This is a genomic window from Streptomyces sp. NPDC005820 (assembly GCF_040630255.1).
Taxonomy (GTDB): domain Bacteria; phylum Actinomycetota; class Actinomycetes; order Streptomycetales; family Streptomycetaceae; genus Streptomyces.
In genome coordinates this window covers 191857-208194 of sequence record NZ_JBEXXE010000012.1, presented here as the reverse complement: position 1 = coordinate 208194, position 16338 = coordinate 191857, and the positions used below count along the sequence as shown (strand labels likewise).

12 protein-coding genes are annotated in these 16338 nt (G+C 71.2%); 8 read left to right on the top strand and 4 right to left on the bottom strand.

The features are described 5' to 3' along the window. Nucleotides 1–101 precede the first annotated feature (101 nt). From speB to ABZ464_RS17315, 3 genes are read left to right on the top strand one after another with little or no spacing between them, the layout of a single operon-like run. Nucleotides 102–1070: an agmatinase gene (gene speB / locus ABZ464_RS17325; protein ID WP_359277308.1), complete on the top strand. Its 969-nt coding sequence runs from the start codon at nt 102–104 to the stop codon at nt 1068–1070. Further along, a complete protein-coding gene (locus ABZ464_RS17320; protein WP_359277305.1) occupies nt 1067–2752 on the top strand; it encodes a thiamine pyrophosphate-binding protein in 1686 nt (561 codons plus the stop codon). Before speB ends, ABZ464_RS17320 begins: the two co-directional genes overlap by 4 nt. Before the next feature lie 15 nt (nt 2753–2767). Continuing rightward, entirely contained in the window at nt 2768–3643 is an 876-nt protein-coding gene (locus ABZ464_RS17315) for a GNAT family N-acetyltransferase (protein WP_359277302.1), read from the top strand. Between the two features lie 20 nt (nt 3644–3663). Here the strand turns inward: ABZ464_RS17315 and ABZ464_RS17310 are convergent, their stop codons facing one another. From ABZ464_RS17310 to ABZ464_RS17295, 4 genes are all read right to left on the bottom strand, one after another. Further along, nucleotides 3664–4014, bottom strand: coding sequence for a peptidase inhibitor family I36 protein (locus tag ABZ464_RS17310; protein ID WP_359277298.1), 351 nt, complete (start codon nt 4012–4014; stop codon nt 3664–3666). 102 nt (nt 4015–4116) lie between these two features. After that, the gene (locus tag ABZ464_RS17305; protein WP_359277295.1) at nt 4117–4722 is read right to left on the bottom strand and encodes a hypothetical protein; all 606 of its coding nucleotides are present in this window, start codon (nt 4720–4722) and stop codon (nt 4117–4119) included. Between the two features lie 164 nt (nt 4723–4886). Next, complete coding sequence (locus tag ABZ464_RS17300; RefSeq protein ID WP_359277293.1) at nt 4887–5693, bottom strand: endonuclease; 807 nt, start codon at nt 5691–5693, stop codon at nt 4887–4889. A gap of 230 nt (nt 5694–5923) precedes the next feature. Continuing rightward, nucleotides 5924–8254: a glycosyltransferase family 39 protein gene (locus tag ABZ464_RS17295; protein ID WP_359277290.1), complete on the bottom strand. Its 2331-nt coding sequence runs from the start codon at nt 8252–8254 to the stop codon at nt 5924–5926. A 154-nt stretch (nt 8255–8408) separates the two neighbouring features. On the opposite strand from ABZ464_RS17295, the gene ABZ464_RS17290 reads away from it, so the two are divergent. The 5 genes from ABZ464_RS17290 to ABZ464_RS17270 all read left to right on the top strand — a co-directional run bounded on the left by ABZ464_RS17290 (nt 8409) and on the right by ABZ464_RS17270 (nt 16295). Further along, entirely contained in the window at nt 8409–9263 is an 855-nt protein-coding gene (locus ABZ464_RS17290; protein WP_359277288.1) for a serine hydrolase, read from the top strand. Between the two features lie 69 nt (nt 9264–9332). Further along, nucleotides 9333–10361: an esterase-like activity of phytase family protein gene (locus tag ABZ464_RS17285; RefSeq protein WP_359277285.1), complete on the top strand. Its 1029-nt coding sequence runs from the start codon at nt 9333–9335 to the stop codon at nt 10359–10361. A 166-nt stretch (nt 10362–10527) separates the two neighbouring features. Beyond that, complete coding sequence (locus ABZ464_RS17280) at nt 10528–14247, top strand: ABC transporter ATP-binding protein (RefSeq protein WP_359277282.1); 3720 nt, start codon at nt 10528–10530, stop codon at nt 14245–14247. A 115-nt stretch (nt 14248–14362) separates the two neighbouring features. Then, entirely contained in the window at nt 14363–14779 is a 417-nt protein-coding gene (locus tag ABZ464_RS17275) for a hypothetical protein (RefSeq protein ID WP_359277279.1), read from the top strand. A gap of 103 nt (nt 14780–14882) precedes the next feature. Further along, nucleotides 14883–16295, top strand: a complete 1413-nt coding sequence (locus ABZ464_RS17270; protein ID WP_359277275.1) for a S28 family serine protease — start codon at nt 14883–14885, stop codon at nt 16293–16295. Nucleotides 16296–16338 lie beyond the last annotated feature (43 nt).

Below are 16338 nucleotides of genomic sequence, written 5' to 3'. Positions count from 1 at the left end.
TCCCTCCATTTCCTGGACTCCGTATGGAGGAAACGTACGCTTCGCAGCCGCCGGCCGGCCACCTACCGTGGAGGCACCCCCCAGAAAGAAGGCCTGTGACCATGAGCGGCAACGACACGCCTCGCGGACCCGTCGACTCCTCCCGCATCCCGCGGTACGCCGGGCCCGCGACCTTCGCCCGGCTGCCCCGCCTCGACGAGGTCGGCCGGGCCGACGTGGCCGTGGTGGGTGTGCCGTTCGACTCGGGTGTCTCGTACCGGCCGGGCGCCCGCTTCGGCGGCAACGCGATCCGTGAGGCGTCCCGGCTGCTGCGCCCCTACAACCCCGCGCAGGACGCCTCCCCCTTCGCCCTCGCGCAGGTCGCGGACGCCGGCGACATCGCCGTGAACCCGTTCCACATCAACGAGGCCGTCGAGACGGTCGAGGCGGCGGCGGACGAGCTGCTCGGCACCGGCGCCCGGCTGATGACCCTGGGCGGCGACCACACCATCGCGCTGCCCCTGCTGCGGTCCGTGGCGAAGAAGCACGGCCCGGTCGCGCTGCTGCACTTCGACGCCCACCTGGACACCTGGGACACCTACTTCGGGGCCGAGTACACGCACGGCACGCCGTTCCGGCGGGCGGTGGAGGAGGGCATCCTCGACACCGAGGCCCTCTCGCACGTCGGCACCCGCGGTCCCCTGTACGGCAAGCAGGACCTCACCGACGACGAGAAGATGGGCTTCGGCATCGTCACCTCGGCGGACATCTACCGGCGCGGCGCCGACGAGGTCGCCGACCAGCTCCGGCAGCGCATCGGCGACCGGCCGCTGTACATCTCCATCGACATCGACTGCCTGGACCCGGCGCACGCGCCCGGCACCGGCACCCCCGAGGCCGGCGGCATGACCTCCCGCGAGCTCCTGGAGATCCTGCGCGGACTCGCCTCCTGCAACCTGGTCTCCGCCGATGTCGTCGAGGTGGCGCCCGCGTACGATCACGCGGAGATCACGTCGGTGGCCGCGTCCCACACGGCGTACGAACTGACGACCATCATGTCCCGGCAGATCGCGGAGGCTCGCGCGCAGTGACCCACGACCACGACCTGGTGCTCCGCCCGACCGCCGCGCAGACGGAGGCCGCGCTCAACCCGCCGCTCGGCCGCATCGGCGGAGACCTCGTCGTGGAGACCCTGGCCGCGCTCGGCGCGACCACGGTGTTCGGGCTGCCCGGCCAGCACGCGCTGGGCGTGTTCGACGCGCTGCGCCGCTCCTCCCTGCGGTATGTCGGCCTGCGGGTGGAGAACAACGCGGGCTTCGCGGCGGACGGCTACGGCAGGATCACCGGGGAGGCCGCCCCGCTGCTGCTGTCGACCGGCCCGGGCGCGCTGACCTCGCTCGCGGCGCTGCACGAGGCGGCCGCCGCCTCGGCGCCCGTGCTGGCGATCAGCAGCCAGATCCCGACGGCGGGACTGGGCGGCGGCCGTCGTGGCTATCTGCACGAACTCCCGGACCAGTCGGCGTCCTTCCGGGGCGTGGTGAAGTCGGTCCACACGGTCCGCACCGCGTCACAGATCCCCTCGGCCGTCGCGGCGGCCTGGACGTCGGCGCTGACCGCCCCGCACGGCCCGGTGTGGGTGGAGATCCCCCAGGACGTGCTGCTCGCGGAGACGGCGATCCCCGTGGTGACCGGCGTCGACGCCTTCCCCGAGGACCTGCCGCCCCGCCCCGAACTGACGGCCGTGGCGGCCGACTTGTTGTCGCGGGCCGAGCGGCCGGCGATCATCGCGGGCGGGGGAGTGGTGCGGGCGGACGCCTCCGGCAAGCTGCGGCAGCTGGCGGAGCGGCTCGCCGCCCCCGTCGTCACGACCTTCGGCGGCAAGGGCGCCTTCCCCTGGACGCACCCGCTCTCGCTCCAGTCCTGGCTGGAGGACCGGCACACCACGGACTTCCTGGAGGACGCCGACGTCCTGCTGGTGATCGGCTCGGGCCTGGGCGAACTCTCCTCGAACTACCACACCTTCAAGCCGCGCGGCCGGGTGATCCAGATCGAGGCCGACCTCGGCAAACTGGAGTCCAACCATCCGGCCCTCGGCATCCACGCCGACGCCCGCCTGGCCCTCCAGGCCCTGCTGGAGACGGTGACCCGACGCGCGGACCCGGAGGCCCCGGCGCGCGTACGGGCCCTGCTGGACCGTGTCGCGGAACGCATCGCCGCCCAGGACCTCACCCTGGAGCAGGACCTGCTGAGGTCGATCCGCAAGGCCCTCCCCGCCGACGCCCCGTCCTTCTGGGACATGACGATCCTGTCCTACTGGGCCTGGTCCGCCTTCGACCCCAAGGCCCCCAACTCCATGCACTCCGCGCAGGGCGCGGGCGGCCTCGGCTACGCCTTCCCGGCGGCCCTCGGCGCGGCCGCCGCCGACCCGACCCGCCCGGTCCTGGCGGTCTCCGGCGACGGCGGCGCCCTCTACTCGATCGCCGAACTGGCGACGGCGAAGCAGTACGACCTCCCGGTCACCTGGCTCGTCGTCGACGACGGCGGCTACGGCATCCTCCGCGAGTACATGACCGACGCGTTCGGCGCCACGACCGCGACGGAACTGACCCGCCCGGACTACGTCGCCCTCGCCGAGTCCTTCGGGGTCCCGGCACTGCTGACGTCCCCGGAAACCCTGGAACAGGACCTGGCCAAGGCCCTGTCGGCGCCGGGCCCGTCGGTGGTCGTACTCCCGGCCCTGCTGCGGATGTTCGCGCCCACGCATCTCGGCTGAGGCATCCTGGGGGGCATGGAATGGGCTGAGCTCTCGGAAGCGGACGTACCGGCCGTCGTGGACCTCGCCGTCCGCTGCGCGGCTGTGGACGGCGGACTCCCGGCCACCACCTCACCCGGTTTCCTCGGAAGGCGGTACGCCGGCGAGGGCGTGACCGCCGTCGGCGCCTTCCAGGACGGCCTGTTGACCGCCTCCGGCTCCGTCCGTGGAACGGGCGGGTCGACGGTGGTGACAGGCCAGGTGGATCCGTCCCATCGCGGCCGGGGGCACGGCACCGCGCTTCTCGACCGCCTCCTGGAGACGGCCCGGCGCCGAGCCGACGCATTCCGAGTGGAGACGGAGTCCCTGACACCCGAAGCCGACGTCCTGTTCACCTCACGGGGCCTCCACCGGACGTTCGCGGAGGACGTCATGCGCCGCGACCTGCGAGCCCCCTTCCCCGAGGCGGTGTTTCCGGCCGGGGTCGAGGTCGAGGAGTGGAACGACACGAACCGGGTGGACTTCTTCGAGGCCTACGCCTCGTCGTTCGCCGACCGACCCGGCTTTCCCGGCTGGTCCCAGGACCACTGGATCGACTGGACGGCGGGAGACGACGACTTCCGCCCTCCGTACTCCCTACTGGCCCGCTCCGCCGACGGCTCCGCACTCGGCTTCGTCACCTGCGCGCGGGACTTCCTGATCCAGGTGGGCACGGTTCCGCCCTGGCGCCACCGTGGCCTCGGCCGCGCGCTCGCGGTCACCGCCCTGACCCGTATGCGGGACACCGGCGAGCCCGAGGTCTTCCTCGACGTCAACCTGAACAATCCCGCGTCCGCCACCCTCTTCCGGCGCCTCGGCTTCACACCCGTCGCCCGAAGGGCCCGCTACGAACTCCGCCGGGACGTCGGCTGACGTCCCGGCGGACCCACGCGTCAGCAGGCCCCCGCGCCCACCCCGTCGATACGGCCGCCGAAGTCGCCCTGGTAGCGGGAGCGCCAGTCGCCGTTGAAGACGTCGCGCTTCTCGACCGGGCCCCAGTTGATGAAACAGGCGCGGGTGGAGGCCACGAACGAGCCGACGTGGTCGTGGAGGGACGGGGGCATGTCGCGGTAGCCGCTGCGGGACGTCCACTCCCAGCTGCTGCCGCTGAAGTTCTCGCCGCTGTAGAAGCAGACCGAGCCGTCGGAGCAGGTCGGGACGGCCGCCGCGGTGGCGGTCTGGGCGGGCAGGGCGAGCGCGGTCAGGGCGAGTGCGGCCGCTAGGGACCAAGTGCGAAGCGTCATGATCTCCATGCTCGCGGCCCGCCCCGCGACATGCCCGACCGGAAGATCCACATCACCGGTGTGAGGTAACTAGTCGTATCAGCGGTCGTATCAGCGGTCGTATCAGCTGAACCAGAAGAAGATCGTGTCGTCCCTGCGCCCCAGCCGCCGTGCCGTCTCCCACTCCTCCGCCTCGAACCGCATCAGGTCGGCCAACCTCCCCGCCGTCTCCGTGAACTCGCGGTCCAGCCGGTTCAGCACCCTCTCGTACGCCTCCGCCAGCAGCGCCGCCCGCTGGGCCGGCAGCACCCCGATCTGCGGGATCGCGTCACCGGGGTGCGGCAGCCGCAGCGGCGGTCCGCTGAAGAGGTAGGTCGCGGGCAGGACCTCCGAGGGGACGCCGTGCCGCGCGAGTTCGGTGTCCAGCGCGTAGAACCAGGACGGCCGGTGCCACACCCCGAGGTCGGTGGTGTCGGAGAAGTGCGGGGCCACGGCCTCCCGGAAGGCGTACGTGTACGCCGGGCAGAGCTCCGCGCCGGGCGGGCCGCCCTCGACGAGTTCCTCCAGCGCCCGGACGACCGACACCCGCAGGTCGACGCCCTCCTCCCGCAGCCGTGCGTCGGTCTTCTCGCACCGCTCGCGCACGATGGCGAGCATCCGCTCCTGCTCCTGTGTCCGCTCCACCGCGGTGAGCAGCCGGATCACGCCTCGCATGTCACCGGTGCTCATCTCCAGGCAGTAGCCCACTGGTTCGTCCTCCCCGCTCCCACGCCGGCCCTGGCGATCATCATGACCATGATCCACCAAGTCGCCCATGACACAGGGCCCTCCCGGGAACACTCCGGGAGGGCCCTGTGGTGGGGCTATGGGGTGGGGCTATGGGCCGCCGTGTCCTACCAGATCGCCTCGACCCACTCCGGGTGGTCGATGAACGGGTTGCGGTTGTGCTGGTAGGTGTCGTAGATGACCTGGTTGCGGCGCTCCTCGAAGGCGCTCGGCGGGTCCGCCTCGTTCCAGGCCTTGAGGACCGAGAGCTTGCCCATGTAGGGGTTGGAGCCGTTGTTGACGTTCTCGTTGGGCTCCAGGTCGGCGAAGCCGTCGCCGCCGTCGTAACGGACCGCCATGTAGAGGATCATGCGGGCCACGTCGCCGCGGTCCGCCGCGCGCGGTGCGAAGGAGTCGGAGTCGACGGTGCTGCCGCCGCCGTTGGTGACCGCGCTGCCGCCGTTGTCGAAGTCCAGGTTGCCGCGCGTGCTGTTGACCTGGACGTCGCAGGCGCGCAGGTGGTGCAGGTCGGTGCCGGGGCCGATCGCCTCGCCGAAGTCGCCGTGGGACTTGGCCCAGGTGTGCTCGCGGTTCCAGTCGCCGACGTCGCCTCCGTTGAGGGACTTGCTGCGCGAGACACCGCTGTACAGCAGGAGCACGTTGCTGGTGTTGTTCGGGTCCTGGTCGGTGACCTTCAGCGCGTCCCAGACCGCGGAGTACGAGATCTTCGAGACGTTGGCGCTGATGATCGTGTGGAGGGACGACTTCAGGCTCGTACCCGTCTTGCCGACCGCGTTCTTGTAGTACGTCGAGTCGTACGCCGTCGTCGTCGCCGCGGCGGGGGTCGCGGTGAGCGCGGGCGCGGTGAGGCCGACCAGGACGGCAGCGGTGGCAAGCGCCACCGACTTCCCTCGGCGGATGCGTGTCGCCAGCATGTGGGGTGTCCGATCTACGCGGGTTGATTGGAGGCGGCAATCGGGAGCGTGACATGCACATGCGGCCATGTAAATGGACCGTGCGTGTCCATTCGGTGACCGGAAACGGCAAAACGCCCCTTGTCTACGCGAGTTGACCGTGTGTGAACATACGAAAACGGCCCCTGACGGGATGTCAGGGGCCGTTGGTGCCGTACCGGTCGGCTCAGGCCGACTCAGGCCGGCTCAGGTCAGCTCACGTCGGACGGATCCAGCCGGTAGATCGAGGAGCTGGACGAGCTCGACGAGTCGGAAGAGCTCGACGACGAGTCGGAGCTGTACTCGCTCTCCTTCACCGCCGTCCCGTGCTGCTGCACCCAGGTGGTCAGCTCCTGGTTCTGGCTGTTGTTGCCGCCCATCCCCATGCCGCCGCCGAGCTGGATGTAGTGCAGCTCGCCCTTCTTCACCAGCTCCTTGAGCCTGGCCAGGGTCATCGCGTTGTCCGAGCCGGTGAAGCCGAACATCGAGATGACGGGCTTGCCGGTGCTCAGGATCATCTGGCCCGCGCTCTGCGAGTTGGACACCGCGATCAGCCAGGTGGCGCCGTCCTGGTGCTTCTCCAGGTACGAGATGAGCTCGCTGTCGGCGCCGCCCATGCCGCCACCGCCCATACCGCCGCCGCCACCCATGCCCCCGCCACCGGGGCCACCGCTGCTGCCGCCGGGCGCGCCGCCCGAAGCGGAGCCGTTCTCGCCGCCGGCCTGGCCGCCGCCGGGGAACTCCCCGTTCATACCGCCCTGTTGGCCGCCCTGGCCCCCGCCCGGCGCACCGCTGGGAGCGCCGCCGCCCTGGGGAAGCTCGCCGTTGCCGCCGCCGGGGAACTCGCCGCTCGCCTGGCCGCCGCCCTGCTGGCTACCGCCCTGCTGGCTACCGCCCTGCTGGGTGCCGCCGGGCGTCTGCCCGCCGGGACCCCCGGTGCCGCCCCCGTTGCCGCCGCCGAAGCCGCCCCGGCCGCCACCGCCGCCGGGACCGCCCATGCCGCCCCCGGTGGAGGGGCCCGCGGTCGGGTTGGTGCCGCCCATCATGCCGCTGGAGCTGCCGAAGGCCGGCGAGGCCGCGTACGCCGTGGGACCGGCGAGGGCCGCCACGACCGCCGCGGCGACGGACGCGCCGAGCAGCCTGAGCCGGGTGCCGGAGCTCGCGGAGCGCAGCACGGCCAGACCCACGATCGCGAGGACCATGACCGCACCGACGACCGGCCACAGCCAGGTGTTCCAGCCGGTGGCCCGGCGCAGCAGCACGATCGCCCAGATGCCGGTCACGGCCAGCCCCGCGGGCAGCACCCACGACCAGCGGACGTCACCGCCGCGGAAGGCGCGCCACAGCATGACCCCGCCGCCCCCGGTGAGCGCCGCGATGCCCGGGGCGAGCGCGGTCGTGTAGTAGGGGTGCATGGTGCCCTCGGCGAGGGCGAAGGTGAAGTAGTGCAGCATGGTCCAGCCGCCCCACAGGACGAGCGCGGCCCGCGTGAGGTCGGTGCGCGGGGTGCGCCCGCACAGCACGAGCCCGGCCACGAGAGCGATGCCCGAGAAGGGGATCAGCCAGGAGATCTGCCCGCCGAGGACGTCGTTGAACATCCGCCCGATGCCCGCGGTTCCGGCGAAGGTGCCGCCTCCACCGCCGCCGCCGCCGCCGTTGCCCTCGCCGCCGAGGACGCGGCCCAGGCCGTTGTAGCCCATGATCAGGTCCCAGGCGCTGCCGTCGGTCGAACCACCGATGTACGGCCGGTCGTCGGCGGGGACGAGGGACACGGCGGTCGCCCACCAGAAGCTGGAGACGGCGAGCGCCACGGCCGCGAGGGCCAGGTTGACGGCCTTCTTCTTCCAGCCCGCCTTCGAGGCGTACACGTACACGGCGAAGACGGCCGGCAGGGCGATGTAGCCCTGGAGCATCTTGGTGTTGAAGGCGAGCCCGAAGCACACCGCCGAGCCGATCAGCGGCAGCAGCTTCTCGTCGCGCGTGGCGCGCAGCCCGAGGGCCGCGCCCGCCACCATCAGCAGCACCAGGATGGTGTCGGGGTTGTTGTCGCGGTTGATGGCGACCGTGATGGGCGTCAGCGCGAGCACGAGGGCGGCGACGGTGGCCGCGGCATGCCCGAACACCCGCTTCACGGAGGAGTGCAGGATCCAGATCGTGCCCAGCGCCGCGCCGATCTCCGGCGCCATCATCTGCCAGGTGCCGAAACCGAAGATCCGGCAGGACAGGCCCATCACCATGAGCGCGAACGGCGGCTTGTCGACCGTGATGAAGTTCCCGGCGTCGAGCGAGCCGAAGAACCACGCCTCCCAGCTCTTCGTACCGCTGTAGACGGCGGCGCTGTAGAAGCTGTTGAGGCTGTTGCCCGACAGGTTCCAGCCGTAGAGCACCGCCGCCAGGACGAGGATCGCGATCAGCGCGGGCAGGGACCAGCGTGGCGCCTTGTCCGGTGGGGGCGCCGCGGGGGCCGTCTCGGACGGCGTCGGCGGCGGCCAGTCGGGGGACACGGTCTCGTGCGGGGGGAGTGGATCGGTGGCAGATGTCACCCTTCGCATGCTGTACGTCGGTTGTGGGCGGCCGCTGTGCCGGACCTGGCCGCAGCCTGTGAAGACACACAGGACCCGGTAACGGGTTGTCCACGCTTTGCCCAATCCCGGCGACTCGTACAACCATTCGCCCGAACTGGTGAGTCAACTGGGCATGACTCACCGGACTCCCAGAAGCAGAAGGGTGCTGGCAGCCACCGCCCTCGGTACCGGCGTCCTCATCACCGGCGTGGCCACCGCCGCGCCCGCCACGGCCGTCACACCCACCGTCAGCTGCACGTCCAGCAAGGCGGCCCTCGCCAGCAAACTGAAGAGGGACATCACGGCCGCCCTCGCCAACCGCAAGGGCACCATCGCGGTCGGGCTCTACGACCGTTTCACCAAGACGACCTGCACCCTGCGGGCCTCCACCGCCTACGACTCCGCCAGTGTCGTCAAGGTGACCGTCCTCGCCACCCTGCTGTGGGACGCGCAGAAGACGAACCGCGCGCTCACCAGCACCGAGAAGTCGCTCGCCACCAAGATGATCACCCAGTCGGACAACACCTCCACCTCCACCCTGTGGCGGCAGCTCGGCATGACGAAGATCAAGGGTTTCCTGGCCGCCGCCGGGATGACCCAGACCAAGCCGGGCGCGAACGGCTACTGGGGCCTGACCCAGATCACGGTGACCGACGAGCAGAAGCTGCTCAAGCTGATCACCGCCTCGAACTCGGTCCTCACCACCGCCTCGCGCAACTACATCAGCACGCTGATGGGCAAGGTCATCTCCTCGCAGCGCTGGGGCACCCCCTACGGCCGCCCCGCGGGCGTCACCTGGCACGTCAAGAACGGCTGGCTCTCCCGGGCCACGCACGGCTGGCGCGTCCACAGCGTCGGCACCTTCAAGGGCGGCGGCCACGACTACATGATCACCGTCCTCACCCACGGCAACAGCACGATGAACTACGGCATCACGACCATCCAGGGCGTCGCCAAGGTCATCCACAAGGACCTCGCCGCGTCCTAGAGGTGACCTGGACCAGCTCTTCAACGGCTCGCCCCCCGCACGTCACCGACCCGTCCTACGGTGACGTCCATGCGCCTGCGAACCGTACTCGCCACCTTCACCGCCGGCCTGGCGGCGGCCGCCACCCTCACCGCCGCCGGGCCCGCGCATGCCAACGCCCCGGCCGCCCACGCCTGTTCGCCCACGGTCTCCCTCGACCGCTTCTCCGACGCCCTCGACAAGACGACGTACGACGGCACCTTCGTCGGGAACTTCTCCGCCCTTGCGCCGGACCGGGACGGCTCCCTCGTCGCCCTCTCCGACCGTTCCACCCTCTTCGACCTGGACGCCCGCACCCTCGCCCCGAAGAAGGCGGTCCCGCTCGCCGACGAGAACGGCGCCGCGCTCGACTCCGAGGGCCTGGTGATCGACCGGGACGGCACCCGGCTGATCACCTCCGAGACCGAGCCGTCCATCCGCCGCTACCGCGCCGACGGCAAGATCCTCGACCGCCTCCCGGTCCCCGCCTCCCTCCTCGTCGCCCCGGCCGGCCGCGCCACCACCAACCAGACCTTCGAGGGCCTGACGCTCCTCCCCGGCGGCCGTACCCTCCTCGCCTCGATGGAGTACGCGATCGCCGGTGACACCGCCGGGACCGTCCGCTTCCAGACCTGGCGGCGCACCAAGGGCGACCACTTCGCATGGTCGGCGCAGTACGCCTACCGCACCGACGCGCCCTTCCTCGGCGTCCCCGAGATCCAGGCCCTCCGCGACGGCCGCCTCCTCGTCCTCGAACGCGGCTTCACCTCCGGCGTCGGCAACACGGTCCGCCTCTACCTGGCCGACCCCCGCCACGCCACCGACACGAGCGCCGTCGACACCCTCACCGGACAGCAGGACGTCCGCCTGATCAAGAAGACCCTCCTCGCCGACCTCGTGACCTGCCCGTCACTGGGAGCAACCGCCAGACAGCCCCAGCCGAACCCCCTCCTGGACAACATCGAGGGCATGGTCGTCACGGGCCGCGCGAAGGGCGCGTACAAGGTCCTCCTGGTCAGCGACGACAACCAGAACACCGCTCAGACGACCCGGTTCTATTACTTGCGGGTAAGGGTCTGACACCGTTCGGGCAGCGCACGTAAGGGGCGCGGGGAACTGCGCGACCAGCCACGACGGCGCCGCACCCGCCACAGGACCGCACCCCCCAATTGTTAAGGCGGGATGAAATCCCGCCCCGCCGACGTTGGTGTCTTCCGGCAGAACAGGACGAACGGAGGGCACCAGCGTGACACCGCAGCGGGGCTGGGCACGGCGACTGGCGGGGTACGCCTGGAGATACCCCCAGGACGTAGTCCTGGCCCTCGGCTCCTCCCTCGCCGGCATGGCGGTGATGGCCCTCGTCCCCCTGGCCACCAAGGTGATCATCGACGACGTCATCGGTGCCCACACCCGCGACATGGCCCCCTGGGCGGGCCTGCTGATCGTCGCCGCCCTGCTCGTCTACGCCTCCACCTACGTCCGCCGCTACTACGGCGGCCGCCTCGCCCTCGACGTCCAGCACGACCTCCGCACGGAGATGTTCGAGACGATCACCCGCCTCGACGGCCGCCGTCAGGACGAGCTGTCGACCGGCCAGGTCGTCGGCCGGGCCACCAGCGACCTCCAGCTGATCCAGGGCCTGCTGTTCATGCTCCCGATGACCATCGGGAACCTCGCCCTCTTCGTGATCTCCCTCGTGGTGATGGCCTGGCTGTCCCTGCCCCTGACCCTGGTCGCCCTCGCGGTCGCCCCGGCCCTGTGGTGGATCGCCAAGCGCAGCCGCAGCCGCCTCCACCCCGCCACCTGGTACGCCCAGGCGCAGGCGGCGGCCGTCGCGGGCGTGGTCGACGGGGCCGTCAGCGGCGTACGCGTGGTGAAGGGCTTCGGGCAGGAGGAGCAGGAGACCGGCAAGCTCCGCGAGGTCGGCCGCCGGCTGTTCGCGGGACGTCTGCGCACCATCCGGCTGAACTCGCGTTACACCCCCGCCCTCCAGGCCGTCCCCGCCCTCGGCCAGGTCGCGATGCTGGCGCTCGGCGGCTGGCTCGCCGTACGCGGTCACATCACGCTCGGCACGTTCGTCGCGTTCTCCACCTACCTCGCCCAGCTGGTCGGCCCGGTCCGCATGCTGGCGATGGTCCTCACGGTCGGCCAGCAGGCCCGCGCCGGCACCGAGCGCGTCCTGGAGCTGATCGACACCGAGCCGTCGATGACGGACGGCACCAAGGAACTGCCCGCCGACGCGCCCGCGACCGTAGAGTTCGACGACGTCTCCTTCGGCTACGACGCCGACCACCCCGTCCTCGACGGGCTCAGCTTCGAGATCCGCCCGGGGGAGACCCTCGCGGTCGTCGGCTCCTCCGGCTCCGGCAAGTCGACGGTCTCCCTGCTCCTCCCGCGCTTCTACGACGTGACGCGCGGTGCCGTCCTGATCGGCGGCCACGACGTCCGCGAGCTGACCCAGGACTCCCTGCGGGCCGCGATCGGCCTGGTCCCGGAGGACTCCTTCCTCTTCTCCGACACGGTCCGCGCCAACATCGCGTACGGCCGCCCCGACGCGACGGACGAGCAGATCGAGACCGCCGCCCGCGCCGCCCAGGCCGACCGTTTCATCGCCGAGCTGCCGGCCGGCTACGACACCACGGTCGGCGAGCACGGGCTGACCCTCTCCGGCGGCCAGCGCCAGCGTGTCGCCCTCGCCCGCGCGATCCTCACCGACCCCCGGCTGCTGGTCCTCGACGACGCGACCTCGGCGGTGGACGCGGCCGTGGAGCACGAGATCCACGAGGCGCTCAAGCAGGTCATGGAGGGCCGCACCACCCTCCTGATAGCCCACCGCCGCTCCACCCTCAACCTCGCCGACCGCATCGCCGTCCTCGACGCGGGCCGGCTCGCCGACCTCGGCACCCACGAGGAGCTCCAGGAGCGCTCGGCGCTCTACCGGCGTCTGCTCACCGACCCGGACGAGCTGGGCGGCGTCTCGCCCGGCCACACCCAGCGGGTGGAGACCGCCGAGGACACCTCCGTACGGGACGAGCTGGACGCCGAGTTCGACGCCGAGCGCGGGGTCACGCCCCGCTTGTGGACCGGCGACCGGGAGCCCAAGGACACCGCGCTGGCGGGCATGCCGGCCACGCCCGAGCTGCTCGCCCAGGTGGAGGCGCTGCCGCCCGCCGTCGACACCCCGGACGTGGACGAGTCCCGCGCGGTCACCGCCGAGGAGTCGTACGGCCTGCGCCGGCTGCTGCGCGGCTTCGGCGCCCCGCTGCTGATCAGCCTCGGTCTGGTGGCCGTGGACGCCGGGATGGGCCTGCTGCTGCCGATCATGATCCGGCACGGCATCGACGACGGCGTCAGCCGGCTCGCGCTCGGCGCGGTCTGGACGGCGTCGCTGCTCGCCCTGCTCGCGGTGGCCGTGCAGTGGGCGGCCCAGACCGGCGAGACCCGGATGACCGGCCGCACCGGCGAACGCGTCCTCTACAGCCTCCGGCTGAAGATCTTCGCCCAGCTCCAGCGCCTCGGGCTCGACTACTACGAGCGCGAGCTGACCGGCCGGATCATGACGAGGATGACCACGGACGTCGACGCCCTCTCCACCTTCCTGCAGACCGGCCTGGTCACGGCCTTCGTCTCGGTCGTCACCTTCTTCGGGATCATGGTCGCCCTGCTGGTGATCGACCTTCAGCTGGCCCTGATCGTCTTCGCGACGCTGCCGCCGCTGATCGTCGCCACGTACTTCTTCCGCAAGGCGAGCGTGAAGGCGTACGAACTGGCTCGTGAGCGGGTGTCGGTCGTCAACGCCGACCTCCAGGAGTCGGTGTCCGGGCTGCGGATCGTGCAGGCCTTCCGGCGCGAGGGCGACGGCGGCCGGCGCTTCGCGGAACGCAGCGACAGCTACCGTCAGGCCCGGATCCGGGGCCAGTGGCTGATATCGATCTACTTCCCCTTCGTACAGCTGCTGTCGTCGGCGGCCGCCGCGGCCGTGCTGATCGCGGGCGCGGGCCGGGTGGACGCGGCGACGCTGACGACCGGCGCCCTGGTCGCGTACCTGCTCTACATCGACCTGTTCTTCGCCCCGGTGCAGCAGCTGTCCCAGGTCTTCGACGGCTACCAGCAGGCGACCGTGTCGCTGGGCCGTATCCAGGAGCTGCTGCGGGAGCCGACCTCCACGAAGTCGGCCGACGAGCCGCTGGACGTCCCCACCCTGCGCGGCGAGATCGCCTTCGAGGACGTGCGCTTCGCGTACGGCGCGGAGGAGGAGGCGCTCGGCGGCATCGACCTGCGCGTCCCCGCCGGACAGACCGTCGCCTTCGTCGGCGAGACCGGCGCCGGGAAGTCGACCCTGGTCAAGCTGGTGGCCCGGTTCTACGACCCGACGTCGGGCCGGGTGACGGTCGACGGCACGGATCTGCGCACGCTCGACATCACCTCGTACCGCCACCGTCTGGGGGTCGTCCCGCAGGAGGCGTACCTCTTCCCCGGCACCGTCCGCGACGCGATCGCCTACGGCCGCCCGGACGCCACGGACGCCGAGGTGGAGGCCGCCGCGCGGGCGGTCGGCGCCCACGAGATGATCGCGACCCTCGACGGCGGCTATCTGCACGAGGTCGCCGAACGCGGCCGCAACCTCTCCGCCGGCCAGCGCCAGCTGATCGCCCTCGCCCGCGCGGAGCTCGTCGACCCCGACATCCTGCTCCTCGACGAGGCCACCGCCGCCCTGGACCTCGCCACGGAAGCCCAGGTCAACCAGGCCACCGACCGCCTGGTGGGCCGTCGTACGACACTCGTCGTCGCCCACCGCCTGACCACGGCGGCCCGCGCGGACCGGGTGGTCGTCATGGACCACGGGCGGGTCGTCGAGGACGGCACCCACGACGAGCTCCTCGCCCTCGACGGACGCTACGCCCGCCTCTGGCGGACCTTCGTCGGCGCGGCCGAACCGGAGGAGCCCGTCGGCGCGTCCCGCTGACGTCCGTGCAACCTCCGGCGGGTCTCGGGCGTCCGTACATCAGTACGGCAAGCGCGTGTGCGACACGTGTGTGTACGGCATCGCGTACGGCGAACGTGGGAGGGGTCGGGGAACCGTGGGCAGAGACGCGCGGGGTGGGCCGGGCAAACCGGGGGCGCTGAGGCGACGGCTGGCGGTCGGGACGGCCCTGCTGACCGCCGCCGGGGTGCTGGCGCTCGCGGCGCCGGGCGAGGCCGGGGCCGCGTCCGCGCACTGCGAGGGACGCAAGGTGAGGACCCTGACCTTCACCACCGGCTATGTGAACGTCTACAAGCGCAACGGCACCGTCTGCGCCATGACCTTCCAGAAGAACCCCGGCACGGACCGGCGCATGACGGTCAGTGTCCAGGCGCGCGGCCTGGTCCCGGTGCCCGCCGCAGGGGTGCGCCCCCGCAGCATCGGACCGGTGCAGACCCACGCGGGACACCGCTGCGTACGGGTGAAGGGCTCCGTCGGCACCGGCTCGGTCAGCACCGGCTGGATCCTCTGCTGACCCCTCACGCCCGCGCCTGAGCCACCAACGCCCCCTGGTGCGACGGGTGTTGACCCGGATACCTTCCGGTTCACATCTGTCTCACAGGGAAGGGTGCACGCGCATGCGCAAGGCGCTCAGATGGCTGCTGGCGCTCACCGTGCTCATAGGCACGCTGAGTACGGCGGGCGCGGCCACCGCCGCCGAACCGGAGCCGACGGACATCAAGGACCGGCTTCTCTCCGTCCCGGGCATGAGTCTGGTCCAGGAGAAGCCGTACCCCGGCTACCGCTACTTCGTCCTGAACTACACCCAGCCGGTCGACCACCGGCACCCGTCCGCCGGCACCTTCCAGCAGCGGATCACCGTGCTGCACAAGGACGTCAGCCGCCCCACGGTCTTCTACACCGGCGGCTACAACGTCTCCACCACCCCCAGCCGCCGTGAGCCGACCCAGATCGTCGACGGCAACCAGGTCTCCATGGAGTACCGCTTCTTCACTCCCTCCCGCCCCGACCCGGCCGACTGGTCCAAGCTGGACATCTGGCAGGCGGCGAGCGACCAGCACCGCATCTTCACGGCGCTGAAGAAGATCTACTCCAAGAACTGGATCTCCACGGGCGGCTCCAAGGGCGGGATGACCGCGACCTACTACGAGCGCTTCTACCCCCGCGACATGGACGGCGTGGTGGCCTACGTCGCCCCCAACGACGTCGTCAACGACGAGGACTCCGCCTACGACCGCTTCTTCGCCACCGTCGGCACCAAGGAGTGCCGCGACCGCCTGAACGCGGTACAGCGCGAGGCCCTCGTGCGCCGTGCGCCGCTGGAGAAGAAGTACGAGGCCTACGCGGCGGAGAACGGCTACACCTTCACCACCATCGGCAGCCTGGACCGCGCCTACGAGGCCGTCGTCCTCGACTACGTCTGGGGCTTCTGGCAGTACAGCCTGCTCTCGGACTGCGACACGATCCCGGCGAACGCGGCCACCGCCACCGACGACGAGATCTGGACGTCGGTCGACACGATCTCCGGCTTCTCGTTCTACACGGACCAGGGCCTCGAGCCGTACACCCCGTACTACTACCAGGCGGGCACCCAACTCGGCGCGCCCACCATCCGCTTCCCGCACATCGAGAAGAAGTACATCCGCTACGGCTACCAGCCCCCGCGCAACTTCGTCCCGCGCGACATCAAGATGCGCTTCCAGCCCCGGGCCATGCACGACGTCGACACCTGGGTGAAGCACCACGCCCACCACATGCTCTTCGTCTACGGCCAGAACGACCCGTGGGGCGCGGAACGCTTCCGCCTGGGCCAGGGCGCCCGCGACTCCTACGTCTTCACGGCCCCCGGCCTCAACCACGGCGCGAACGTGGCAGGCCTGACCACCGACGAGAAGACCCTCGCCACGGCCCGGATCCTGGACTGGGCGGGCGTCTCGTCCACCGCGGTGGCCCAGGCGAAGCCCCTGGCGAAGTTCGACTCGAAGCTGGACGTCCGCGACGTGGAGCGAGAGCCGGCGCTGCGGCCGTAACGGCTGTTCGAGAGGTGACCGACGGCGGGGCGGAGCGGATCCG